Origin of the sequence: Microbacterium sp. NPDC087592, assembly GCF_044743585.1 — a bacterium.
Taxonomy (GTDB): domain Bacteria; phylum Actinomycetota; class Actinomycetes; order Actinomycetales; family Microbacteriaceae; genus Microbacterium.
On sequence record NZ_JBIUWT010000002.1, the window covers coordinates 325572 to 350705 of the forward strand.

Below are 25134 nucleotides of genomic sequence, written 5' to 3' on the forward strand. Positions count from 1 at the left end.
CCCTCTCATCCATGAATACACACCATCGTTTCTCTCTGCGTGACTCGCTCGCAGCCTGGGCGTTTCTCACACCAGCCCTTCTCCTCTTCGCCGTGTTCATCGTGGTGCCCACCATCGCGGGCATCGGACTGAGCTTCTTCTCATGGAACTTCTTCAACACTCCGACCTTCCTCGGCGTGGACAACTTCGCACGGTTCTTCTCCGATGCCGACGCGTGGAAGGCTCTCGGCGTCACGATGTCGTTCGTCGTGCTGGGCGTCATCCCGACCGTGTTCATCGGCTTCATGCTCGCCGTTCTCGTGAGCGCGAACCTTCCGGGGATCGGCGTCGCCCGCGTTCTCTACTTCGTGCCGGTCGTCCTGTCCGTCGCGGTATCGGCTGTGCTGTGGATCTTTCTCTACGACCCGAGGCAAGGACCGATCGCCGCGCTGCTGCGCGCCGTCGGAATCACCGCCCCCAGCTTTCTGCAGGACCCTGTCTACGCCTTGCCGGCACTCGTCGTCATGATGATCTGGCTCGCCCTGCCGATCGTGATCATCCTCTACCTCGCGGCCCTCCAGCGAGTGCCGGATGACATCTACGCCGCTGCGGCACTCGACGGTGCGGGGCCGTGGCGTCGCCTCTGGACGATGACCTGGCCGAACGTGATGTCGACGACCCTCGTCGTGGGGGTGCTGCAGACGATCAACTTCGTGGCGGCGTCATTGGATGTCTCCTTGATCATGACCAATGGTGGCCCCATCAATGCGACGAGGTCGCTGAGTCTCTACGCGTACCAGCAGGCCTTCATCAATCAGGACGTCGGATACGCGAGCGTTCTCTCGGTGGTGCAGCTCGTCGTCATCGTCGGAATCGTCGTCGTCGGCCGCGCCGTGACCAGCCGCTTGAGCAAGTAGGAGACGCCCATGAAACCGAATCGCCTCCGCCTCGGCCGATACACGACCGTCATCGTGTTCGGCGCGATCATCGCGATCCCCCTGTTCTACCTGCTCTCGGGCTCGCTCATGTCGGCGCAGGAGATCGTGCAGTATCCTCCCCGGCTGTTGCCGAGCACTCCGGTGTGGGACAACTTCGTGAAGGCGATGGACTACCTCGAGCCCCGCACGATCCTCAACACCTTCGTCTTCGTTCTCGGTGTACTCGTCATCCAGCTCGCCATCTGCCTTCCTGCCGGATTCGCGCTCTCGAAGATTCCGTTCCGAGGAGCAGCGATCGTCCTCGCGGTGTTCGTGGTTCCCATGTTCATGCCCACCAACCTGCTGCTGATCCCGACCTACGTCGTCACGTTCAAGCTCGGTCTCGTCGGGTCTTTCTGGGGCATGATCCTGCCGGTCGCGGGCCAGGCCTCGCTGGGCGTGCTGCTTTTCCGGCAGTTCTTCGCCACGCTGCCACCTGGGCTGATCGACGCCGGACGCATCGACGGCGCCAATTGGTTCCAGATCTTCACCCGCATCTCGCTGCCGCTCGCGAAACCGATCATCGCCTCGTATTCGGTGGTCACCTTCCTCACCGCATGGAACATGTACATCTGGCCGCTGCTGGCCGCGCCCGGCGAGGATACGAAGGTGTTGACGCTCGCGCTGGCGCCCCTCGCAAGCGGTCAGTTCGCCTACATCCCGCCATCTGTGACGTTCGCCGCAGCGGTGATCGGCATGCTCCCCGTACTGGTCGTCTTCGTCGTGTTCCAGAAATGGTTCACGAAGGGCGTCGCGGGATCGGGGCTCGAGTAGATCGTGAGCGTGCCGCATACCACCGTGCAGGGGATAGTTCGCGCGGAACATTTGGCTCCGAACCTTCCCGGGGTGACGAACTCATCGACCCTCGTCGGCACCGATCGACCGCGCCTTTCCTGGCGGTACTCGTCGACTAACCCGCAGTGGCGCCAGCAGCGGCGCGAGTTGCAGCTCACACGTGCGAACGGGGCGGTCGAGACCCACGCGGCAGCGGATGCCGAGCAGGTGCTCGTGGAGTGGCCATTCGAGCCGCTTTCGTCGCGCGAGCGGGCGACCGTCCGGGTGCGTGGCGGAGATTCAGACGAGTGGACTCCCTGGAGCGAGCCGGCGACGATCGAGGCCGGCCTGCTGTCTCCCACTGATTGGAGCGCCTCATGGGTGACGCCGACGGATGTCGTCGGCGTCGACGACCCGGCGCCTGTGCTGGGCACGGAATTCGTCGTGGGTCCCGGCATCGTGGCCGCTCGCCTCTACGTCTCCGCGCTCGGGATCATGGTCACCCGCATCAACGGTGTTCCCGTGAGCGAGGACCACTTCGCGCCGGGGTGGACGTCGTACGACCACCGCATCCGGTACCAGAGCTATGACGTCACCGTCCTGGTGAGCGAGGGGAACAACTCGTTCCATACGCTTCTCGGCAACGGGTGGTATCGAGGCCGCATAGCCTCGTTCGCGCTGCATCGCGGCCACCCATACGGCGACCGCCTCGCACTTCTCGCCCAGCTGGAGTTGCGCTACGCCGATGGCAGAGTCGAGCTCGTCGCCACCGACGGGTCATGGAGAAGCGGCGCATCCGGCGTACTCCTCAATGACTTCTACGACGGCCAGTTCACGGATCTCCGCGTAGACGGCTACGCGGCGCTCGACCGTGGAGTGACGGTCGTGCCCGCACCCACGGCCAGCCTCGCAACTCCCGAATCGCCGCCTGTGCGCGCGGTCGAGACGATGACTGCAGTGTCGGTGAACACGACGCTCGATGGTCGGCACATCGTCGACTTCGGTCAGAACCTCGTCGGTTGGGTCAGATTGCGCAGTCGAGGTCGCCGTGGCTCGGAGGTGGTCGTCCGTCACGCCGAGGTACTCGAGGAAGGCGAGCTGTCTCTGCGACCCCTGAGATCAGCCAGGGCCACCGATCGCTATCTGCTCGCCGGAACCGGCGTCGAGCTCCTGGAGCCCCAACTCGTGTTCCATGGCTTCCGCTACGCCGAGGTCACGGGCGTGGCCGAACTGTCGACCACTGACATTCAGGCGGTCGTCCTGGGAAGCCAGCTCGATCGCACGGGATGGTTCTCGTCATCGGACGCCGCTCTGAACCAGCTGCACGAGAACATCGTGTGGGGAATGCGCGGCAACTTCCTCGATCTACCGACCGACTGCCCCCAGCGAGATGAGCGTCTCGGCTGGACCGGCGACATACAGGTCTTCGCCCCGGCGGCATCCACTCTCTTCAACGTCGCCGGGTTCCTCTCGTCCTGGCTCAGCGACCTCGCGGCTGACCAACTGCCCGACGGGACCGTTCCTGCGGTGATCCCGCGGGTCTTCCGTGACGTCAAGGCCTTCGCCGGCTGGGGGGACGCGGCCGTGATCGTGCCCTGGGTGCTGTACGAACGATTCGGCGATGCCGGCATCCTCAGACGCCAGTACCGAAGCATGTGCCGGTGGGTCGATCGGGTGGCGGAACTGGCGGGCCCCACCCGCCTCTGGTCAACGGGGGAGCAACTGGGGGATTGGCTCGATCCTCTCGCCCCGCCCGACGACCCGGCAAGAGCGCAGGCCGATCCCGCGGTCGTCGCTACGGCCTATTTCGCCCGCTCCGCGCAATTGCTCGCGCGGGCGGCAGCCGTGGTCGGCGAGCCCGCCGACGCGCGTCACTATGGGATCCTGGCCGAGCAGGTGAGGGACGCGTTCTGTGCGGAGTACGTCTCATCGAGCGGGCTGATCCGCAGCGACTGCCAGACCGTGTATGCGCTGGCCCTGCATTGGCGCCTCGTCCCCGACGGACCGACACGTACTCGCACGGGATCTCGCCTCGCCGAACTCGTGCAGCAGCAGAGGTACACCGTGGCAACCGGCTTCCTGGGCACCGCGGTCATCCTCGATGCACTGTGTGCATCCGGCCACCGGGATGCGGCCTACCGCATGCTGCTGACGCATGAGTTCCCGTCGTGGCTCCACGCCGTCGACCTGGGCGCGACGACGATCTGGGAACGCTGGGACAGCATGCTTCCGGACGGCAGCGTGAACGAAGGGGAGATGACGTCCTTCAACCACTATGCGTTCGGTGCGGTCGCCGACTGGATGCACCGTGAGATCGCAGGGCTTCAGCCGACCGCGCCCGGCTATCGGGAACTGCGTCTGGCACCGACGGTGGGGGGCGGCCTCACTGCCGGCAGCGCTCGTCACCTGTCGCCCTACGGCGAGATCGCGATCGAATGGCACCTGGCTGGCTCGGGCTTCAGCCTCACGGCGCGGATCCCCGTCGGTGTCACCGCGACTGTCGTGCTGCCCGACGGCTCCGAGATACCCGACGTCTCCCACGGGGAACACAGATTCGAGCTCGAGCGCTTCGTCACCGATGCCGCGATCGACGGCGATCGCACGGACGTGAGCGCCGCGTCCGAGGCGATGCGGAGCCGCTGAGGGAGTGCGGTTCCGTCATGTGCGCCGCGTCACGCGGTCTTGCGCGTCCATCCGGTGATCCTCACCACGTGCGCGCGCTGCTGGTCCAGCCGACCAGGCCGACCCGCATCGCGAGGAACCGCTGCACATCCGGCAGGGGCACGAACGGTCCGCGCCCGACGTCGTGTTCGTCGTGCCAGCGAACCCCTACGTCGACGGCGACGACACTCGAGCGGCCGGCCCAGTCGCACAGGTCCACGCTCACACGATTCCAGGCGATGGGGAGTGGGCGTGCTTCCGCAACGACACTCGTGCCGTCCGACGACGTCAAGCGCAGGAGCACCCGCACGACACGACCGGTCAGATAAGGGCCGTCGATGTCCACATGCGCGAAGGCGAAAGAAGCGGCCCTCAGATCGAGTGGAGCATCGGGATGGAGGGTGACCCATCGTTCGTCGTCCGGATCGAAGTTCGCGATCGATATGGAGAGCGTCGGCGCGGGTATCGGTTCGTGGAAGACCGGAGAGCAGACGACGACCTCGTGTTCCACCTCCACCGATGTATCGGACCCCACCGGACGCCAGGCGGAAGATTTCCATATCTCTCCCGGGCGCGGGGCGCGGGGCTCGACCCGAGTCGCGACCGGAGGCAGGAGGGGGATCGCACGCCGCACGCTGTGGTGTCCGGAATCGAGGGTCACGGTCTCTCCTCCCGGTACGACGATGTCGGCAGTTGTGCCGACGGGGACGGTGACGTCGCAGACGAACAGGCTGTCGTGCGCGGTCCACGCGACTTCGATCATGCCGTGGCGTGTCATCCGCTGCACCGCCGCCGACCGCACCGCCGTGGTGAGTCGAGGCGCGACCACGAACCGCCGAAAGCCGGGTTCCGTCGCACGAAGACCGGCCACGAACTGCCACGCCCAGGCTGCGAAGGGAGCTCCGAGGCCGATGTGATCGAGCGACGCGACACCGACATTCTCGTCGTCGATCCACCAGGCCTCCCAGAAGGTTCCTGGTCCCTCGACCAGCATCGACCCGATGCCCGGCTGTTCCTCCTGGTGGACGGCGTCGAGAAGCGTGCTCCCGCCGTCGTGCTCGGCCAGCGCACGCACCACCGCATTTGTCCCGGCGAAGCCGCTGCTGAGTCGGTTGCCGCGCTCGACCACCTGCTGGGACAGCCGAGTCTGCAAGCGCACGCGTTCGCCGTCGGTCGCCAACCCCGTCACCAGGGCCAGCGCGATCGAGGCCTGCGAGTCGTTCGCCCAGGTGGCGTCGAGTTCATCATGAAGGATCCGGGTCGCAGTCGACGCAAGTCCGTCTGCCTGAGATCGCCTGATCATCGCCGCCTCGGTGTGCTCCAGCGCCTCTTCGAGGTCTGCGAGCGCACGCAGCGACCGGATGACCGCTGCTGTCTGAAGCATCACCGGGGGAGTCTGTTGCAGCGCGAGCCAGTCAGCGCCGTAACTGATGTCTGCGTTGCGGACGACTCCCTCCTCGACGGTGCCGAGTTGCCAATCGGCCCACGCGCGCATCGCGGGGAGCAGCGCACGAAGGTGGCCGATGCCACCGGTAGCCCACCATTGCTGCCAGGGGATCTCGGTCAGCGCGGCTCCCCACACCGGATCAGAGGGCTGCAGGTGGCCTTCGGATTGGACATGAGGTGAGACGCCGAGGACTGCACCGTGGCGGGCATCGAGCGCGACGTCGACGAGCCAGTTGTTGTAGACCGGCGACAGGTCGAGGTGCGCCAAAGCTGCTTCGACCGATGCCGCGGCATCCCCGGTCCACCCTGCCTGTTCGCGGGTCGGACAATCCTCGGGCAGCCCATGCGTGTTGTTGAGTTGAGTACGCATCGCCATGTCGACGAGACGGTTCAGCTTCGGCTCGCTCGAGCGGAACCAGCCGGTCTGCTCGACTGCAGAGTGCAACACGCCGGCGGAGACGGTGATCCTCTCCTTCGTGAGTCCACGCACCTCCACATAGCGGAAGCCGTGCACGGCGAACCACGGCGAGATGATCTCGGGTGATTCCGTCGAACCAGCAGTCGTCCAAGCCAGCAGTTGGCGTTCGCGGTCACGATCGGAGGGCAGACGGATGTTGGTGCTGTCGACACGTCCGTTACCGTCGAGCTTCTCGCCGTGCGCGACGACGATGCGTCGGTCGGCGTCGCCACTGTCCACGACGACTCGCACGCGCCCTGCGAGGTTCTCGCCGAGATCGAACACCCTCACGCCAGGAGCCGGCTCGCCAATGAGCGCAGCGTCGACCTCCCGGACGATGCGCACAGCGGGGCCGGCGTCCGGTGTCACGACTCGTGGTGCCGGGAGAGTGTCCTCAGCGAGCAGAGCGACGAGATCACCCCCGACACGTCCGTACTCGTCACGTCGCGCGTCGTGTTCTTCGAGATAGAACGGTTCATCGGAGATGAGCTGGCTGGGGGAGTGCTGCCACTCGCTCGACGTCGCCACGACGTGGGTCGACCCGTCTTCGAGTTCGAGATGCAGTTCGGCCAGCACGCGCGGACGCTCGAGCACCTGTCCGTAATGCCCCAAGGTCGCGACCATGCTCAAGGTGTGAGTGGTCGCCGTGGGGTCGAGGAAGGGCGTGGCATCGTAGCTGCGAGACACCGCGCGCTCGAGCGACGAATCCGTAGGGTCGAGCGCGTTCGGGTTGATCGCGGCGTCGTCGATCACGGCACGCACCACGCCCGCTGCGGCGAAATGCAGAGTGGCACGGATGACGGCTCCGGGGATGCGGAAACGGGTGCTGGCGGAGTGGGCCGTGGGAAAGGAGATCCATTGTCCCTTCCAGTCCGCCGCGGTGAGCGGGCCGGTCACGAGCGGCGCAGGCGTTGCCCAGTCGGAGACGACGCCGAGTTCATCGGTTGTTCGGACCGTCCACAGAGCGTGGGTGTGCGGCTGCAATGGTGTCCCAGCCCAGTCGACATCGGAGTTCGTGGAGGTCTCGACGGGACCGGAATCCCAAAGGTCCCCGCGCACGCGAGGGTCACCGGTCGCGGAGGCTCGCACATGCCATGCCGCCTGGGCTTGTCCGGTGTGCTGGAGGGGGATCACCCACCCCAAGCGGGGAGTGGCGGAAGTGGCTACGGTGAGGGCAATCCCCGCAGGAGCGTCTTCCGCAAGACGGTCGTCCACCATGAGGCGAAACGGTGCAGCCATGATGAAACCTTTCAGTCGCGTCGACTCTAACGACGTGTGGATTCGATGGCAAGCAATGAACATGATGAACGGTGGACGTAGACTCATGGCAAGCACTCACCCTCAGGAGCACGCTCGATGAAGAAGCCAATCGGTATCCGCGACGTGGCAGCGCATGCAGGCGTCTCCGTGGGGACTGTCTCGAACGTGATCAATCATCGGCCGACAGTCACGCAAGCCAACCTCGAGCGGGTGCATGCCTCGATGGCCGAACTCGGTTTCGTGCGGAATGATCTCGCCCGGCAACTACGCATGGGGGGTGGCACCACGATCGGCCTCGTGGTGCTCAATGTCGCGAACCCCTTCTTCGCCGACCTCGCACACGCTCTCGAGGCGGAAGCGGAGATCAACGACCACACGATCATCCTCGGGTCGAGCGACCAGGATCCCGCACGCGAAGATCGCTACATCGATCTATTCGAAGAGCAGCGAGTGCGGGGAATGCTGATTGCTCCGCTGGACGGGATCACCCCTCGGCTCGCCCGCTTGAGGTCCCGTGGAGTCCCGGTCGTGCTCTTCGACAGCACCATAGACCCTGAGCTCTTCTGTTCTGTGACGTTGGACGGCACGGCAGGGGGGTATATGGCGACCCGTCACCTCATCGACACGGGGCGCCGACGGATCCTCTTCGCCGGAGGCCCTCTGCCGCAGGTTGCCGAGCGGTTGGCTGGGGCCAGTCAGGCGGCGCGGGAGAGCGGCAGCACCGCCTTGTCGCTGATGGAGACCGACGATCTGACCGTCGCCGAGGGGCGAGCCGTCGGCGACCATATTCTCGGACTGGCGCGCGGCGATCGACCAGACGCCGTCTTCGCTGCGAACGATCTGCTCGCGGTTGGAATACTGCAGTCGCTGATCCTTGCCACCGATCTGAACGTGCCTGAGGACATCGCCATCATCGGGTACGACGACATCGACTTCGCGGCATCGACGATCGTGCCGCTGTCGACTATCCGTCAACCGCGGGAGCTCATCGCTCGTGAGGCACTGAGGCTGATGGAGGAAGAGGTGGATTCCTCTTCCGAGCACGTGCATGCGCGCCACCTGTGCACCCCCGAGCTCGTGGTGCGCGAGAGCACCCGGCCACTCGCTCGAGCATGAGGTGGCGGGGCGACAGCCGCCCCTGACACGACGCCCGGGACGGCGTCGTCGACCTGCTCGGACGCGCGGGATCGTCGTTCACGGACCACTCCTTGAGGGCAGAAGCGTTGACGTGGATGCATAATTCGTGATAACAATCGATCGTCGATTGAACGTTTCATTTAGATGCGAAGGAGCATCATGGCCAGCGACAACATCATGACAAGAACGAGGAGCTGGAGGCGCGCCGTCGCCGCGACCGCCGCCGCTGTGATCGCGGTAGCGCTCTGCGTCGTCGCTCCCTCCCTCGCGGCGACGGCGGCGGTCACTTCCTCCGGCCCCGTGTTCACCCACGCCGGGTACGACTACGCGCCAACAGTCATCGAGGAGAACGGCGTGCGCAAGATGTGGTGGTGCGGGGAGGCAACCACTGACGGCTACCTCTCGGATGCGATCTTCTACCGAGAGCAGAACATCTCCACCGGAAGCCTGTCGCCGATCCAGCAGGTACTCACGCCCAGGCCCAGCATCGCCACCTGGGACAAGTCTTATATCTGTGACCCCTCAGTGGTCAAAGGCTCCTTCACCAACCCGGATGATGGGAAGACCTACACATACGCCCTCTATTACACCGCGACTGATCGCGGTCCCGGCAACCCCGCTTACTACGGCACCCACCTCGACGGCACGAACAATCGCATCGGAGTGGCCTGGTCCAATGACGGGGTCGCCTGGAAGAAATACTCGCAGAACCCCGTGATCTCCCCTCGTGTGGTCAACACGGACGCTTACGGCGCGGGGCAGGCGACGAGCTATAACGCGGGCGGGAGCTCCGTTCGGGTGACCTACCATGACAACTCCACGGCCGGGACCAGCCTCTACACGCGAACGAGCACGAACGGCCGCACGTTCGGCGCAGAGACGTTGGTATCGCTGACAGGGCTGGCACCCTCGGGGCAGCTCAGCTATGGCTCGAACTTCGATGTGGCGTACAAGCCCAGCGAAGGCATGTGGTATGGAACCTTCCCGTTGCCCAGACGCGATGCAGGCGATCGTGAGACGTATCGCATGGTCATCGCGAAGATCCCTGCGGCGTCGTTTCCTTCCGGAACCTGGCAAAAACTGGGCTTCATCGACTCCAACCGGACCGGGGCCTATCTCAATCACAGCCCGGGTATCGCTCGGACAGGATCGGGCGAAGTGAGCACAGCCTCATCGGGACTGACCGTGTTGTACTCGGGCGGGGCGAACAGCCCGGGCACGTGGGATCTGCGGGTCGCCAAATGGTCGGCAACGCCGGCGACAGCGGCTCTTAATCGGTACTACAACGCCGCGGCGGTCCGCCATCAGGTCACCACGGGGCCGCCGACCGGCGGAGGCGTCTTCGAAGAGACCCTCGGTTACCTGCCGCAAGCACCGACAGGCTCGGCGGTCCCGCTCTACGGGTGCAAGTTCTTGGGCGAGGACTACTTCGTGGCGCTGGATGAGAACTGCGAGGGGCACAGCGAGCTCGGAATCAATGGTTACATCTACCCGAGCGCGCCGACGGGCGTCGCCTCCAAACGCATCTACCGCTGCTACACGGGACAAGACCACTTCGTCTCAGACGAATCCAACTGCGAGGGCGTGAAGGTAGAAGCCGCTCTCGGCTTCATCCTGGTGAACCCCTGAGCGGATGGTGGGTGCGGCGCGAGCCGTACCCACCATCTTCGCGTTGCTGCTTCCACCGGGGCTCCCACGCTGAAATGCTCTGCACAGCGTGAACCTGATCGCGGTTGTCCACGGCTCAGGTGTCCGGCGCCCGGGAAGCCCGATTCACCCACCTAGCGTGGCCGGATGGCATCTCCCCAGGCACCACCTCCGCCGCGGCGTCGACTGCGTCTGAGCATCGGCGCCGGGGTGGTTCTCGCACTCGTGGTGCTGTCCGCCGCTGTCGGCCTCGGCATCCTCCGCGGCCAGGCCGCGCCGACCGCATCCGTACCGTTGACGGAAGCCGCGACGGCCGCCGGCGCGTCCGGTGAGCTGTACGTGCACGTCCTGGGCTCCGTCACCCATCCCGGCCTCTACGTGCTGGACCTGGACGCCCGCCTCGTCGATGCGCTGGCAGCGGCCGGGGGAGCCACTGATGATGCCGACCTGGCGGCGGTCAACCTCGCGAGGCTCCTCGAAGACGGCGAACAGATCATTGTCCCGGCCGTGGGTGCGGCGACCGATGCGCCGCGAGCGGGTCCGCCGGGTGACGACCGCATCGACCTCAACACCGCGGATCAGGCCGCTCTGGAGACGCTGCCGCGCATCGGTCCGGCGCTGGCGGAGCGGATCATCGCCTGGCGCGACGAGAACGGGCGCTTCGGGTCCGTCGACGACCTGCTCGCGGTTCCCGGCATCGGCGAGAAGCTGCTCGCTGGCCTGCGCGACGGAGTCAGGGTGTGAAGGCGCGCGACCTCCGTCTCCTCCCTCTCGCGCTGGTTGTCTGGGGCACCGCCCTGCTCTGCGTACTGATACCCGAGGCGGCCTGGTGGTGTGCGGCCGCCTGCGGTCTCGTGGCGAGTCTGGTGCTGATGCTGCTCGTCCGGTGCCCGCGAACCTGGGTCTCGCGGCTGACCGGCGGTCTGGCCGTCGTGCTTCTCGCGGGAGCCTCGGCCGCGGCCTTGACGGTCGGGTTCGCCCTCCCCGCACGGGAGGAGGCGATGTCCTGGGACGGTCGCGTGGTGGAGGCCACAGGGGAGATCACCTCCTCGGCGTCGGTCGGTCGCGACGGGCGGCTGTGGTTCGAGGCATCGACATCCACGCTCGGACCGCCGGGGCGCGCGAGCGATTCGTCGGCGCCCGTGCGCATCGGAGTGGACCCGGGCGACGGGTTCGACCTCGGCGCGCGCATCCGCGTCATCGGCGAGGCCGCCGCCTCCGATGCGGGCGAGCGGTCGGCGCTCGTCGTCTTCGCGAACGATGCCGAGGTCGTCGAACCCGCCTCCGGAGTGTTCGGCGTCGCAGCGGCGCTCAAGCACGCCTTCGTCGAGCGCTCCCTGCGGCTTCCCGAGCCCGGCGCCGGCCTGCTTCCCGGCCTGGCCGTGGGGGATACCCGGGCGGTGTCGATCGAGCTGAACGATGACATGCGCACCAGCGGTCTCAGCCACCTGACGGCGGTCTCCGGGGCGAACTGTGCGATCGTCGTCGGTGGGATCTTCTGGCTCGCCGCCCTGTGCGGTGCGGGGCGAATGCTGCGGGTCGCCCTCGCGGTCGTGGGGCTTGCCGGGTTCGTCGTCCTCGTCACGCCGGAGCCGAGTGTCATCCGCGCAGCGGTGATGGCAGCTGTCGGCATGCTCACCGTGCTGCTCGGCCGCCCGAGTGCTGGAGCCGGCATGCTCTCGCTGTGCGCGGCGGGCATCCTCCTCGTCGACCCCTGGCTGGCCGCCACGCCGGGATTCGCACTCTCGGTCGCGGCCTCCGGAGCGTTGATCCTGCTCGCGCCTCCGCTCGCACGGGGGTTCGGCCGGATCATGCCCGGACCGGTGGCTCTGGCTCTCGCGGTCCCTTTTGCCGCACAGTTGGCCTGCGGCCCGATCATCGCCCTCTTCGCCGAGCAGCAGTCTCTCATCGGCATCGCCGCGAACATCATCGCGGCGCCCGCGGCCCCGATCGCCACCGTCGTCGGGCTGCTGGCATGTCTGGCCGCTCCGTTGCCGGGTCTCGCTGATCTGCTGGCGTCGTCCGCCTGGCTGCCCGCTGCCTGGATCGCGGCGACGGCGACGACGACCGCTCGCCTGCCGGGAGCACAGCTGTTGCTGCCCGCCGGGATCGGCAGCGCACTGCTCGTGGGTCTCGTGAGCGTGTGCATCGCGGTCGTCGTCATCAGATCCGGTCGACCGGGCACGGGAGCGGCGATCGGGCGTGGGGGACTCATCGTGCAGCGAGCCGCGGCGGCGGTCCTGATCGTCGTGCTCTCGCTCGCCGGCGCCCGGGTGCTCCTTGACGGACCACTCGCCACGGCCACGACGCCGGAGGGGTGGGCGATCGCCGCATGCGACGTCGGACAGGGCGATGCGCTGCTCGTGCGCTCGGCGGCGAGAGTGGCGCTGATCGACACGGGGCCCGCCCCGGAGCCGCTGGCGGCGTGTCTGCGGTCTCTCGGCATCGGACACATCGATCTTCTCGTCCTCACGCACTACGACCTCGACCACGTCGGCGGTGTCGCCGCCGTGCAGGGACGCGTGGATGTAGTGCTCCACGGCCCGGCGCTCGAAGAAGACGAACGACGCCTCCTCGCCGACCTCGCCGCATCGGGCGCACAGGTCGACGAGGCGTGGGCGGGACAGCGCGGCGATCTCGGGGAAGCCGCATGGCGGGTGTTGTGGCCGGTGCGGGGTTCGGCTGCCTTTCCGGCCGGCAATGACGCGAGCGTGGTGATGGAATTCGATGGGGGAGGAGTGCCTCGGTCGCTCTACCTCGGCGACCTCTCGGCCGCACCCCAGCGGATGCTGCTCCGCACCGCTCGGCTGGGTCACTACGACGTCGTCAAAGTCGCCCATCACGGCAGCGCGGACCAGGACGCGGGTCTCTATGAGGCCGTGCAGGCTCGCGTGGCGCTGTTCAGCGTGGGAGCGGACAACGACTACGGCCATCCGCGCATCGAGACGCTCGACCTCCTGTCGGCGACCGGGGCGCAGGCGCTGCGCACCGATCGGCAGGGACGGATCCTCCTCGGCACCGGCGACAGCGAGCTGCAGGTGTGGACGGAGAAGGTTGCACCATGAGCGAGCGGGCAGCGGTGTCGGCGACCGCCGGTAGTCTGGATCCATGGCAGCTTCGCGTCCCCCTTCCCGCGGTGGTGCGAAACCCACGAAGGTCCCCCAGGTCTCCTGGCGAGAGCCTCGTCCCGCTCCGCTCGTGCTCGTCTCCGGGCCGGAAGAGGTCTGCGCCGAGCGGGCGATCGCCGGCGTCCGCGACTATCTCCGCGCCGAGGACCCCGCCCTCGAGGTCAGCGATGTGCGCGCCGACGACTACGCGCCGGGAACGCTGCTGTCCCTCACCTCCCCGTCCCTTTTCGGCGAACCACGCCTGGTGCGTGTCTCGGGCGTGGAGAAGTGCTCCGATGCTTTCATCCAGGAAGCGGTGTCGTACCTCGACAACCCGCAGGAGGGGGCGACCGTCATCCTCCGGCACACGGGGGCGAGCGTGCGCGGCAAGAAGCTGCTCGATGCGGTCCGCGCCGGCACCGGTGGAGGCATCGAGATCGCCTGCCCGGCGATCAAGCGCGACGGCGACCGGGTCGACTTCGCAGCGGGGGAGTTCCGCACCGCCAAGAAGCGCATCGCGCCGGCGGCGCTCCGTGCGCTGGTCTCCGCGTTCGCCGATGACCTCACCGAGCTGGCGGCGGCCTGCCAGCAGCTCATCGGAGACGTCGAGGGCGACATCTCCGAAGAAGTCGTCACCAAGTACTACGGCGGGCGCGTCGAGGTGTCGGCGTTCGTCGTTGCCGACACGGCGATCGCCGGCCGCTACGGTGAGGCGCTGGTCGCGCTCCGCCACGCACTGTCATCCGGTGCTGATCCGGTGCCGATGGTCGCAGCCTTCGCGATGAAGCTCCGCACCATGGCGCGGGTCGCCGGAAACCGCGAACCGAGCCGCCAGCTCGCCCAGCGCCTGGGTATGAAGGACTGGCAGGTCGACCGTGCCCGCCGTGACCTCGCCGGGTGGAACGAGCGTTCGCTCGGGATGGCGATCCAGGCCACAGCGCGCGCCGACGGTGAGGTCAAGGGTGCCGCCCGCGATCCGATCTTCGCGCTCGAGCGTATGGTCACGGTGATCGCCACTCGTCGACCGTTCGGCGAGGAATAGTCACGCGTCCTCACGCCGCGGAACGCCGCGGATCACTGCCGAAGAACGAAGAAGGCCCGCCCCGAAGACGGGACGGGCCTTTCTCAGAAGCTTCAGCTCAGAGAGAAGCGACCTGCTTGGCGAGAGCCGACTTGCGGTTCGACGCCTGGTTCTTGTGCAGGACACCCTTGCTGACGGCCTTGTCGAGCTTGACGGCGGCCTTCTTCAGGCCGGCCTCGGCTGCAGCCTTGTCGCCGGCGGTGACTGCCGTGCGAGTCGTGCGGATGACCGTCTTGAGCTCGCTCTTCACGGCCTTGTTACGCTCGCGCGCCTTCTCGTTGGTCTTGTTGCGCTTGATCTGCGACTTGATGTTTGCCACGTGTGGACGCTTTCTGTACAGGAGTGTTCGGAATGCCGGCAGCAGAAGAGGGCTGCTGCACGGCGGTCGTGAGGGAAGAACCCACACGCAAGCCAAGAGTCGAGTCTACCAGCAGAGGGGGTGCAGACGCGAAACGGCCGACGGATTGCGAAACTCCGTCGCGGATGTCGTGGTACTGGGTGCAGAATCATCACTATCCCGACACCGCTGTCAAGGAGCCAGATGACCCCCGAACGCGTTCCTCCGCCCGTGCCCGCAGGCCTTCGCTGGTCCGCCGCGACCTCCGCCTTCCAGATCGAGGGGTCGCGTCCGACGGGAAATACGGGACGCTCCATCTGGGACGACTTCCTCGAGAGGCCCGGCGCGATCATCGACGGATCGACGGCGGATCCGGCCTGCGACAGCTATCGGCATCCCGAAGCCGATGTGGCCCTCGCCGCGGGGTTGGGACTCGACCGCTATCGGTTCTCGATCCCTTGGGCGCGCGTGCAGCCGGACGGCCGAGGAGTCGGTGACAAGACCGCCCTCGATCACTACTCGCGGCTGGTCGACCTTCTCCTGGAGGCGGGAGTCGCGCCGTTCCCGACCCTTTTCCACTGGGAGATGCCGAGCGCGGTCGAGGCCGACGGCGGCTGGCTCGAGCGCGACACCGCCGAGCGCTTCGCCGACTACGTGACGATTGTGGCCGACCGCCTCGGTGATCGCGTGCGGCAGTGGTACACCCTCAACGAGCCGGCCATGACTACGTTGCAGGGATACGCGGTCGGCGCACTCGCGCCGGGGAGGCAGCTGCTCTTCGGCGCGCTGCCGACCGCCCACCACCAGCTGCTCGCCCATGCCCGCGCTGCCTCCGTGCTGCGGGAGCGAGGCGCCTCCGCCGTCGGGCTCGCGAACAACCACACGTGGGTGCTTCCGCTGCACGACACAGCCGACGACCACCAGGCGGCCGCGCTCTACGACCTGATCCACAATCGGGTCTTCAGCGAGCCGCTCCTCACCGGCACCTACCCGGACCTGGAGTCGCTGGGCCTCCCGCCGATGCCGGTGCGCGACGGGGACCTCGAGGAGATCGGCGGCTCGATCGACTTCTACGGCATCAACTTCTACAACCCCACGACCGTGACGGCTGCCGCGGAGGGGAGCGCCGTGCCGTTCGACATCGTGCCCACTCCCGGCGCCCCCGTCACCGGCTTCGGCCCCGAATGGCCGATCGTGCCCGGAGCCCTGCGCGACTTCCTGCTCGACCTGCACGTGCGACATCCAGATCTTCCGCCGGTCATCATCGGTGAGAACGGAGCCTCGTTCCCGGAACCGCCGCGCGCCGGCCGCGTCGACGACACGGACCGGATCGCGTATCTGGCCGGGCACCTCGCCGCCGTCGGGGAGGCGATGGTCGCCGGGGTGCCTGTGGAGGAGTACACGGTGTGGTCACTGCTCGACAACTGGGAGTGGGCCGACGGCTACACCCAACGGTTCGGGATCGTCCACGTCGACTTCGAGACGGGGGAGCGGACGCCCAAGGCCTCCTACGACTGGTATCTCGACGTCATCGCGAGTGCGCGCGCAGCGGCAGCGACGGCGGTGGGGAGATGACCGAAGTCACCGGCACGCGCACCGTTCGAGCGGGAGCACGATGGATGTCGCTGTTCACGCTGGCGTGGCTCGCGATCTGGACCGTGCAGCTCACGCCGGTGCAGCTGCTCCTTCCCCTGCAGCTGGATACGCCGGAAGACGACTGGATCCGCGGCGTCGTCTCCTCCGGTCTGGTTCTCGGAATCGGCGGGCTCGCCGGCATCATCGCCGGTCCCGCGGCCGGAGCGCTCTCCGATCGTGCGGCGGCGGGGCGCCACCGTCGCCGTCCGTGGGCGCTCGGCGGCGTTCTGTTCACCGCGGTCTGCCTCGTCCTGACCGGATACGCGGAAGGTCCCTGGGCGGTCGGCGCCGGATGGGTGGGCGTGTCGATCGGCGTCGCGGTCTCGTCTGCCGCCTTCACCGCTCTCATCGCCGACCAGCTGCCGTCCACGCAGCGCGGTGCGGCCTCGGCGGCGGTCGGTTCCAGTCAGGCCGTCGGCATCGTGCTCGGCGTCGGGCTGGTCGTCCTCCTCGGGCTCGGCATCCGCGACGGCTACCTGCTGCTCGCCGGCGTGATCGCGGTCGTCGGATCGGCAGCCGCCCTGCTCCTCCCCGACCCGCCGAGCGTCGAGGCGATGCGCCCGAAGACGGTGGGGCGCCGTCGGTTGGCGTCTCTGCGCGACCGGGATTTCGCCTGGATGCTCTCCGGTCGCCTGGTGACGAACATCGGCAATGCACTCGGGACGGCGCTGTTCCTGTTCTTCCTCCTGCACGGGCTCGGCCAGCCGAGTGCCGTCGCGCAGGACAACCTCCTGCTGCTCATCGTCGTGTACACGGTCTTTGTGGTGATCGCGTCCGTGGTGACCGGTCTCGTCTCCGACCGTACGGGCAATCGGCGCACGCTCGCGGTCGCCGCCACGGTGGTGCAGGCGGCATCGGGCGTCGCGATCGCGCTGGTGCCGACTTTCGAGATGACGATGGTGGCCGCGGCCCTGATGGGGCTCGGCTACGGCGCGTTCTCGACGGTGGGACTCGCCTTCGCCGCCGATCTGCTGCCGGACGAACAGGACCATGCGCGTGACCTCGGGATCGTGAACGTCACGGCCGCCCTCGGCCAGCTGATCGGACCGGTGCTCGGGGCCGCGCTGGTCGCCCTGGTCGGCGGGTTCTGGCTGGTGTTCGTCGCGGCAGCGGTGCTGTCCCTGGTCGGGGGACTGCTCACGGCGTTCGCGCGGGAGCCGAAGCGCTCATGACGGCTCTGCGTCCTGCTCCACCGTCGCGATCGCGAGCTGCAGCACCGCGTTGAATATCCGCGGCCTCATGGCCGTGACCAGGTGGGTCGTGCGGGGGACGATGATCAGCTCGGCGTGTGAGGCGAGACGACGGAAGAGTGTCTCGTTCAGGCGCAGCTGATCGTACTGGCCGTTCACGAACCAGAGGGGGATCTTGATGCGGGGGACTGCGGCGGCGACGTCGAGAGCTGCGAGGCTGCGGAGCGCGGCATCCTGCGTGTCGAGTGCGTAGCCGCCCGCGGCGAAGTCGGACCGTGTCTCGGCGGGGATGGTGGCCTGGAGCATCCGCGCGGTGAGCCACATCCCGCGGTCGGGGAGCGAGTCCACGGCCCTCGCGAAGAGCCGATAGGCACGCAGGCCCGCGCCGGAGGGGAGCGAGGTGCACGCGGCCGCGACCAGTCCGGCGACCGGCGGCGTCTCCGCGCCGCCGACGTAGGCGAGGCAGAGGAGCCCGCCCATCGAATGCCCGACGAGCACGACGGGCCCCTTCTCCGCCGCAGCGCGAACCGCGACGTCGATCGTGTGCAGCGCCTCATGCAGCGTGAAGTCCTCGCTCATCCGGGTGCCGTGTCCCGGCAGGTCGACGGCTGTGGCGGCGTATCCGTGCGCTTCCAGATAGGCGAGCTGCGCGCGCCACATGGTGGCGGACGTGCGGATGCCGTGCACGAGGACGATCTGTGCGCTCACGCGTTCAGCTTAGGATCTCGGCGTCTATGCCGAGACCCCGCGTCACAACAGCAGGCCGGCTGCCGTGACGCCGAGAGCCACGGCGAGGGCGAGAGCGAGAAGAGGCAGCCACGCGACGATCACGGTTCGCGCCACCTCACCCGTCGGAGCCCGCCCGACGTCATCACGCGCGTGGTCGATCGCCTCCACCACACCGACGAAGGCGCGGGAACGGTGTGTCGTCGACGCGTCGGCTTCCCGGTCCCGACGCGGCCGGACGGTGGGTGAGCCCCAGGCGCGGATCGCGGTGCCGTCGGTCAACTCGACGACGAGCTGATACCGCACGTGGAGTTCGGCCACCTCATGCCACGGGATCGTGTGCGTGCGGAAGACGTTGACCACGGTGAGCGTGGATGGCGCGACGATGAGGCAGGGCCGGATCAACAGCATCCAGCACACGAGCAGCACCACTCCCATCCAGGGGAGGGAGAGGAGCACTATCGTCCACTCCGCGCGAACGGCCGCGTCGATGAGCAGGTAGGCGAAGAGCGCCGCCAGAACACCGCTGATCCACCAGCCCGATGCACCGCGGATGACGATGCGGTCAGCGCCGCGGCCGCTCACGCCGTCACCACGGATCACGCGGTCTGCAGGATGTCCTGCTCCGCCCAGTGGCAGGAGACGTCGCGTCCTTCCACGGGGCGCAGCTCGGGAGAAACGGTCTCACATTCGGCCTGCTGTGCGGGAGGAAGGATCGCGTAGAGCGGGCACCGTGAGCGGAACGCGCACCCCGTGATCGTCTCGGTCGGCGATGGCAGGTCTCCGGAGAGGAGGATGCGCTCGCGCGTCCGCTCGATCTGCGGGTCGGGGATCGGCACGGCCGACAGCAGCGCGCGTGTGTACGGGTGGCGCGGGTTGCTGAAGATCGCGTCGACGTCGCCGTACTCGATGATGCGCCCGAGGTACATCACGGCGACGTCATCGGCGATGTGGTGCACCACGGCGAGGTCGTGGGCGACGAACAGGTAGGAGAGTCCCAGCTGCTGCTTCAGATCCTCGAGCAGGTTGATCACGCCGGCCTGCACCGAGACGTCGAGCGCGGAAACCGGCTCGTCGAGGACGAGGATCTTCGGTTCGACGACGAGCGCACGCGCGATTCCGATGCGCTGGCGCTGACCTCCGGAGAACTCGTGCGGGTAGCGACGGGCATAGCTCGGCTCGAGACCGACGAGCTCGAGCATCCGGCGCACGCGGCGCGAGATATCCTTCGCCGGGACGTCGTGCACGGTGAGCGGTTCGCCGATGAGCTCTTCGACGGTCATACGCGGGTCGAGCGAGGCCGCCGGGTCCTGGAACACGATCTGGATGTCGGTCCGGAGCGCGCGACGCTGTGAAGCAGAGAGCGTGGCCGTGTCGATGCCGTTGACGGAGACGCGCCCCGACTGCGGCTGGGCGAGCTCCATCACCTCCATGACGGTGGTCGACTTTCCGCAGCCCGATTCTCCGACCAGGCCGAGGGTCTTGCCGCCGTCCAGCTCGAAGCTGACGCCGTCGACCGCGCGGACGGTGCCGATCCGGCGGCGGAAGACGGTGCCCTTGGTGAGTGGGTAGTGCCGCTTCAGGTCTTCGACCTTGAGCACGGTGCCGCGGGTCTCGACCTCGCGGACGACCTCTTCGACCGGGGCAGGCGGGGAGAAGACCTCGTCGCGGGGGAGCCGGCCGTCGACGATCTCTTCCGCACGGATGCACGCCGCGGACTGCAGCGGTGCGACGGGGACGAGGTCGGGTTCGATGTCGTGGCACGCCGAGATCACGGCGGGGCAGCGATCGGCGAACGGGCAGCCGGTGGGCACCTCGGTCAGCAGTGGCGGACGTCCCTCGAGCGGGACGAGACGTTCGGAGGCCCCGTTGGCGATGCTCGGCATCGAGCGCAGGAGTCCGATCGTGTACGGCATCGCCGGACGTGCGAACAGTTCGTCGACCGGTGCGGTCTCCACGATGCGGCCCGCATACATCACGGCTACGCGATCCGCGTTGCCGGCGACGACGCCGAGATCATGCGTGATGAGCACCACGGCAGCGCCGGTGATTTCCTTCGCCTTCTGGAGCACATCCAGGATCTGGGCCTGGATGGTGACATCCAGTGCCGTGGTCGGCTCGTCCGCGATGATCAGCTTCGGATCGTTCGCGATGGCGATCGCGATCATCGCGCGCTGGCGCATGCCGCCGGAGAACTCGTGCGGGAACGACTTCACCCGTCGGCGCGGCTCCGGGATGCCGACGATGTCGAGCAGCTCGACCGCGCGGGCTTCCAGAGCCTGGTTGCTGAGCCCGGGCTGGTGCAGCTTGAGGCCCTCGATGATCTGCTGACCGATCGTGTAGACCGGCGTCAGTGCCGAGAGCGGGTCCTGGAAGATCATCGCGATGTCGGAACCGCGCATCTTCGACAGCTGCCGGTCGGTGGAGCCGAGGAGCTCGGTGCCGTCGTACGTGATGGAGCCCGAGACGTTGGCGGTGCTCGGGAGGAGGCCCATGACCGCCATCGACGACACGGACTTACCCGAACCGGACTCACCAACGATGGCCAGGAACTCTCCCCGGTTGACCTCGTAGTTGACGCCGCGCACCGCGTGGACGGTGCGGGCCTTCGTCTCGAAGGTGACGTTGAGGTCGCGGACGCGAAGCAGGGGTTCAGGCACGGTTGTTCTCCGAGGTCGGGTCGACGGCGTCACGCAGGGCATCTCCGAGCAGACTCGACGCGAGCACGGTGGCGACGAGGATGATCGCCGGCGGGATGAAGAGCCAGGGACGGGTGGTCGCCGCGGCGCTTCCCGCAGCGAGCAGCGTGCCGAGCGACACATCGGGCGGCTGGATGCCGAAGCCGAAGTAGCTGAGTGTGGTCTCGGCGAGGATCGCGGCGCCGACACCCAGCGTCGCGTCGATGATCAGCAGCGATGCCACGTTGGGGATGATGTGGCGGCGGATGATCGTGAATCCACCGACGCCCATGAAGCGCGCTGCCTTGACATAGTCGCGCTCGCGCAGCGACATGGTCTGACCGCGGATGACTCTCGCGAGCACCATCCATCCGAAGAGGGGGAGGAACACGACGAGCGCGACCCAGGCCAGGTCCTTGAAGAGCGGGCTCAGCAGCACGAGGATGTAGAAGCTCGGCAGCACGAGGAGCAGGTCGATGATCCAGACGATCACCCGGTCCCATACACCGCCGACGTACCCGGCGATCGCGCCGACGAGCCCGGCGATGAGTGCCGTGACCGGTCCGACGATGAGGCCGATGAGCAGGGACTTCTGCAGACCCGCCATCGACTGGGCGAAGATATCCTGCCCGATCGTGTCGGTGCCGAACCAGTGGTCGAGGCTCGGCCCCTTGTTGAACGCGAGATAGTCCTGGTCGGTGGACGACCACGGGTAGAGCAGCGGTCCGACGTACGCGAGCAGGAACATCAGCACGAGCACGCCGGCGCCGATCCAGGCCCGCTTGGTCGAGAACGTGCGGACCAGGATCAGCCGCCACCGGGGGATCGAGGGAGATTCCTCGTTCTCCGGCTCGAGCGGTGGAGCGTCGAGCTGTGTGGGATCGAGCGTCATGTCACATCCTCACTCGGGGGTCGAGGGCCGCGTAGAGGACGTCGGCCAGCGTGCCCGCGATGAGCACCAGGATCGCGGCGAACAGGATGGATCCGGTCGCGGCGTTGATGTCGTTGTTCGACACGGAGTCAATGAGGTATTCGCCCATGCCGTGCCAGCTGAAGATCTTCTCCGTCACGGCCGCGCCCGCCAGGATGGTGCCGAACGAGTAGGCGAAGAAGGTCGACATGGGGATCAGTGCGACGCGCACGCCGTGACGCATGATGGCAGATCCGCGGGTGCGGCCCTTCGCGCGTGCCGTGCGGATGAAGTCCGAGGACAGCACGTCGAGCATCGCGCTGCGCTGGTACCGGGAGTAGGAGGCTGCCGCGGTCACGGTGAGCGCGATCGTGGGCAGTAGCAGATGCGCTATTCGATCGCCTATGACGGGCCAGAACCCGGTGACCCCGACGCTGTACTCGCCGGTGAAGTTGATGAGCTGCTGACCGGACGCGTTGTTGACCCAGGTCGCGCCGATCATGAGGAGTACCGCGATCACGAAGATCGGCGTCGCGAGAACGGTGAACGACGCGTAGGTGATGATCTGATCACTCGCGCGGTACTGGCGGATGGCTCCCCATACACCGAGCAGGATGCCGAAGATCGCGCCGAGGATGGAGCCGATGATCAGCAGTCGGAGGCTCGTGCCGGCCCGTTCGATGATGTCAGCCGTCACCTCGGTGCTGCGAGTCGAGATTCCGAGGGAGCCGGTCGTGACGAACTGGACGAGCCAGTCCCACATGCGCTGCAGCAGCGAGACGTCAGGATTGACGCCCATCTTGTCGAGCGCGGCGTCGATGCTGGACTGCGGGACGGGGGGATTCTTGCCGAGGAACCGCGCCGCCGGCTGAAGTGTGGTGGAGACGAGGGCGTAACCGGCCAACGTGGCGATGACGGTGAGGATGAGATAGTTCACCAATCGCTTGGCGATGAATCCGATCATGGAGCTCCTTCGGCGCGGGATCGCCGCGCACCCGACATCTGTTGCGGCCTCGCTACTCTAGGCACCCGAGTCCCGCTTTCCAAAACTCCGGCATATCCTCTTCGATCGCCGGCAGGCTCCCCATGTTGCCATGTTCACGGTGGTCAGGCTGGCGCGACGCGGTGTCAGCCACGACGCGACCCCGTTTCAGCCACACGATCCTGCGGCTTGAACGACAACTAGGTAACGATCCGGACAACACGTGCCTGACATGCCGGTGTACGGGGCGATTATCGATGATGTTGCTCCATAGCCGGTCGCTGTCTTCGGTACCCGGCTCGGACGAGTCCTGTGCAGTCTGCACGAAACGATAGAAGGGGGAGATCGATGAAGTCGAACTCCAAGAAATGGGCGGGCCTCGCCGGGATCGCCGCGGTCGCGCTGGCGCTCTCTGCGTGCGCGCCCGCCACGAACGGCGGAAACGAGGGGGACGGCGGTTCCTCGCCCGAGGCGCTTCCCGGGACCGGCTGGGTCGCCGCAGACCGCGACGCCGTCAAGGACGGCGGCACGCTCAACCTGCCGCTCGACGAGACGCCGGCCAACTGGAACCTCTACAACCTCGATTCCGGCACCGTCGACGACAACACGATCGCGAGCCTGTTCACCCCCGGTTTCGTCGTCGTGAACGAGGACGGCAGCTGGGAAGCCGACCCGAACTTCGCCACGTCGGTCGAGCTCAAGAGCGAGGACCCTCAGGTCGTCGAGGTCAAGATCAACCCCGACGCCGTCTGGTCCGATGGCACTCCCATCGGTGTCCAGGACTTCCAGGGCCAGTTCAACGCCCTGAACGGCAAGAACGAGGCGTACGCCCCGACGTCCACCAACGTCTGGTCCGACATCGCCTCCGTCGAGGCCGGTGAGAACGACCAGGATGTGCTGATCACGTTCGCGAACAAGAACGCCGACTGGCCCTCCATCCTCGGCACCGGCACGATCTACCCTCGTTGGCTCACGGAGACGCCGGAGAGCTTCAACACCGCGTGGGCGAACGGTCCGTTCGCTGCTGACGGTTCGACCTACGTCTCCGGCGGTCCGTTCATCGTCAGCAAGTTCGACGCGACCGGCAAGACCATCACGTTCGAGCCGAACCCGACGTGGTGGGGCGACAAGCCGAAGCTCGACACGATCAACTACAAGGCGACCGACCGGTCGACCGTCGGCCAGGCGTTCGCCAACAAGGAGTTCGACGCCGTTCCGATCAACTCCAGCGTCGACACGCTCGAGTCCGCGAAGGCGCGCTCCGACTCCGAGATTCTGAACTCGAAGGGTGTGACGTACAGCCACGTCACGCTCAACGGCACCGCCGGCGTGTTCGAGGACGTCGAGGTCCGTCAGGCCTTCGCGAAGTCGCTCGACCGTCAGATCATGGCTCAGGCCGTCATCGAGCCGCTGGGTGTCGAGCCCGAGGTCCTGAACAACCTCATCTTCCTCAACGGCCAGAACGGCTACGAAGACGACGGCGCGGACATCGCGTTCGATGTCGACGCCGCGAAGAAGCAGCTGGAAGACGCCGGCTGGGTCGAGGGCGACAAGGGCATCCGCGAGAAGGACGGCACCAAGCTGACCGTTCGCCTCGTGATCCCCTCGGAGACCCCGAACTCGGCGATCCTCTCGCAGCAGATCCAGCCGATGGCCGCCAAGGCGGGCTTCGACGTCAAGATCGACACCGTCCCGTCGGCCGACTTCTTCACGAAGTACATCACGACCGAGACGCGTGACTTCGAGGCGACGATCTTCGCGTGGCAGGGTACGCCGTACCCGATCTCCTCGACGGAATCGATCTTCAACCCGGCCGACTCGGGGCAGAACTTCCCCGGTGTCGCGGATGAGCGTCTGGACGATCTGTGGGCGAAGGCCAACGCCGAGCTCGACCCCGAGGCGCGCCTCGAGATCGCGAAGGAGATCGACAAGATCATCATGGGCGAAGCCGTGACGATCCCGCTCGCGGCACGACCGAACCAGTACGCGATCGCCGACGGCCTCGTGAACTACGGTCCCTCGCAGTTCGAGTCGGTCACCGGCGCGAAGTTCTGGGAGAACGTGGGCTGGGCCAAGTAAGCCCCGTTCGCACCCCACACTGGGCGGTCCCTTCGGGGGCCGCCCAGTGTGCTTTCCCCGGTGTCGCATCA

At 67.1% G+C, this 25134-nt stretch carries 18 protein-coding genes; 11 read left to right on the forward strand and 7 right to left on the reverse strand.

Annotated features, from left to right (window positions below):
* Positions 1–11 precede the first annotated feature (11 nt).
* From ACIOTO_RS14515 to ACIOTO_RS14525, 3 genes are all read left to right on the forward strand, one after another.
* Positions 12–896, forward strand: coding sequence for a carbohydrate ABC transporter permease (locus tag ACIOTO_RS14515; protein WP_400858392.1), 885 nt, complete (start codon positions 12–14; stop codon positions 894–896).
* A gap of 9 nt (positions 897–905) precedes the next feature.
* Positions 906–1730, forward strand: a complete 825-nt coding sequence (locus ACIOTO_RS14520) for a carbohydrate ABC transporter permease (protein WP_400858394.1) — start codon at positions 906–908, stop codon at positions 1728–1730.
* A gap of 72 nt (positions 1731–1802) precedes the next feature.
* A complete protein-coding gene (locus ACIOTO_RS14525; protein ID WP_400858395.1) occupies positions 1803–4373 on the forward strand; it encodes a family 78 glycoside hydrolase catalytic domain in 2571 nt (856 codons plus the stop codon).
* Positions 4374–4434: 61 nt separating this feature from the next.
* Here the strand turns inward: ACIOTO_RS14525 and ACIOTO_RS14530 are convergent, their stop codons facing one another.
* Positions 4435–7533, reverse strand: coding sequence for a family 78 glycoside hydrolase catalytic domain (locus ACIOTO_RS14530; RefSeq protein WP_400858396.1), 3099 nt, complete (start codon positions 7531–7533; stop codon positions 4435–4437).
* A 117-nt stretch (positions 7534–7650) separates the two neighbouring features.
* Here ACIOTO_RS14530 and ACIOTO_RS14535 point away from each other — a divergent pair, with 117 nt between their 5' ends.
* The 5 genes from ACIOTO_RS14535 to holA all read left to right on the forward strand — a co-directional run bounded on the left by ACIOTO_RS14535 (position 7651) and on the right by holA (position 14487).
* Positions 7651–8670 (forward strand): LacI family DNA-binding transcriptional regulator, encoded by a 1020-nt coding sequence (locus tag ACIOTO_RS14535; protein ID WP_400858397.1) that lies wholly within the window; start codon positions 7651–7653, stop codon positions 8668–8670.
* 180 nt (positions 8671–8850) lie between these two features.
* Entirely contained in the window at positions 8851–10320 is a 1470-nt protein-coding gene (locus tag ACIOTO_RS14540) for a hypothetical protein (protein WP_400858398.1), read from the forward strand.
* A gap of 165 nt (positions 10321–10485) precedes the next feature.
* Positions 10486–11082 carry a ComEA family DNA-binding protein gene (locus ACIOTO_RS14545; protein WP_400858399.1) on the forward strand — a complete coding sequence of 199 codons (597 nt, stop codon included), beginning with the start codon at positions 10486–10488 and terminating at the stop codon, positions 11080–11082.
* Positions 11079–13403: a ComEC/Rec2 family competence protein gene (locus ACIOTO_RS14550; RefSeq protein WP_400858400.1), complete on the forward strand. Its 2325-nt coding sequence runs from the start codon at positions 11079–11081 to the stop codon at positions 13401–13403. Before ACIOTO_RS14545 ends, ACIOTO_RS14550 begins: the two co-directional genes overlap by 4 nt.
* A gap of 43 nt (positions 13404–13446) precedes the next feature.
* Positions 13447–14487 carry a DNA polymerase III subunit delta gene (gene holA, locus ACIOTO_RS14555; protein ID WP_029261696.1) on the forward strand — a complete coding sequence of 347 codons (1041 nt, stop codon included), beginning with the start codon at positions 13447–13449 and terminating at the stop codon, positions 14485–14487.
* A 97-nt stretch (positions 14488–14584) separates the two neighbouring features.
* On the opposite strand, the gene rpsT is transcribed toward holA, so the two are convergent.
* Positions 14585–14845, reverse strand: a complete 261-nt coding sequence (gene rpsT / locus ACIOTO_RS14560; protein WP_029261697.1) for a 30S ribosomal protein S20 — start codon at positions 14843–14845, stop codon at positions 14585–14587.
* Between the two features lie 222 nt (positions 14846–15067).
* On the opposite strand from rpsT, the gene ACIOTO_RS14565 reads away from it, so the two are divergent.
* Positions 15068–16438, forward strand: a complete 1371-nt coding sequence (locus tag ACIOTO_RS14565) for a glycoside hydrolase family 1 protein (protein ID WP_400858401.1) — start codon at positions 15068–15070, stop codon at positions 16436–16438.
* Positions 16435–17670 carry an MFS transporter gene (locus tag ACIOTO_RS14570; protein WP_400858402.1) on the forward strand — a complete coding sequence of 412 codons (1236 nt, stop codon included), beginning with the start codon at positions 16435–16437 and terminating at the stop codon, positions 17668–17670. Before ACIOTO_RS14565 ends, ACIOTO_RS14570 begins: the two co-directional genes overlap by 4 nt.
* Here the strand turns inward: ACIOTO_RS14570 and ACIOTO_RS14575 are convergent.
* The 5 genes from ACIOTO_RS14575 to ACIOTO_RS14595 are packed head-to-tail and all read right to left on the reverse strand — an operon-like array spanning position 17665 to position 22966.
* Positions 17665–18396 (reverse strand): alpha/beta fold hydrolase, encoded by a 732-nt coding sequence (locus ACIOTO_RS14575; protein WP_400858403.1) that lies wholly within the window; start codon positions 18394–18396, stop codon positions 17665–17667. The two genes, ACIOTO_RS14570 and ACIOTO_RS14575, sit on opposite strands and share 6 nt — an antisense overlap.
* Positions 18397–18438: 42 nt before the next feature.
* Complete coding sequence (locus ACIOTO_RS14580; protein WP_400858404.1) at positions 18439–19017, reverse strand: PH domain-containing protein; 579 nt, start codon at positions 19015–19017, stop codon at positions 18439–18441.
* Positions 19014–21116: a dipeptide ABC transporter ATP-binding protein gene (locus ACIOTO_RS14585; protein WP_400858405.1), complete on the reverse strand. Its 2103-nt coding sequence runs from the start codon at positions 21114–21116 to the stop codon at positions 19014–19016. The genes ACIOTO_RS14580 and ACIOTO_RS14585 overlap by 4 nt, the downstream gene beginning before the upstream one ends.
* Complete coding sequence (locus ACIOTO_RS14590; protein WP_051662503.1) at positions 21067–21984, reverse strand: ABC transporter permease; 918 nt, start codon at positions 21982–21984, stop codon at positions 21067–21069. Before ACIOTO_RS14590 ends, ACIOTO_RS14585 begins: the two co-directional genes overlap by 50 nt.
* 1 nt (position 21985) lies before the next feature.
* Entirely contained in the window at positions 21986–22966 is a 981-nt protein-coding gene (locus ACIOTO_RS14595) for an ABC transporter permease (protein ID WP_029261704.1), read from the reverse strand.
* Between the two features lie 366 nt (positions 22967–23332).
* On the opposite strand from ACIOTO_RS14595, the gene ACIOTO_RS14600 reads away from it, so the two are divergent.
* Entirely contained in the window at positions 23333–25063 is a 1731-nt protein-coding gene (locus ACIOTO_RS14600) for an ABC transporter family substrate-binding protein (RefSeq protein ID WP_051662504.1), read from the forward strand.
* Positions 25064–25134 lie beyond the last annotated feature (71 nt).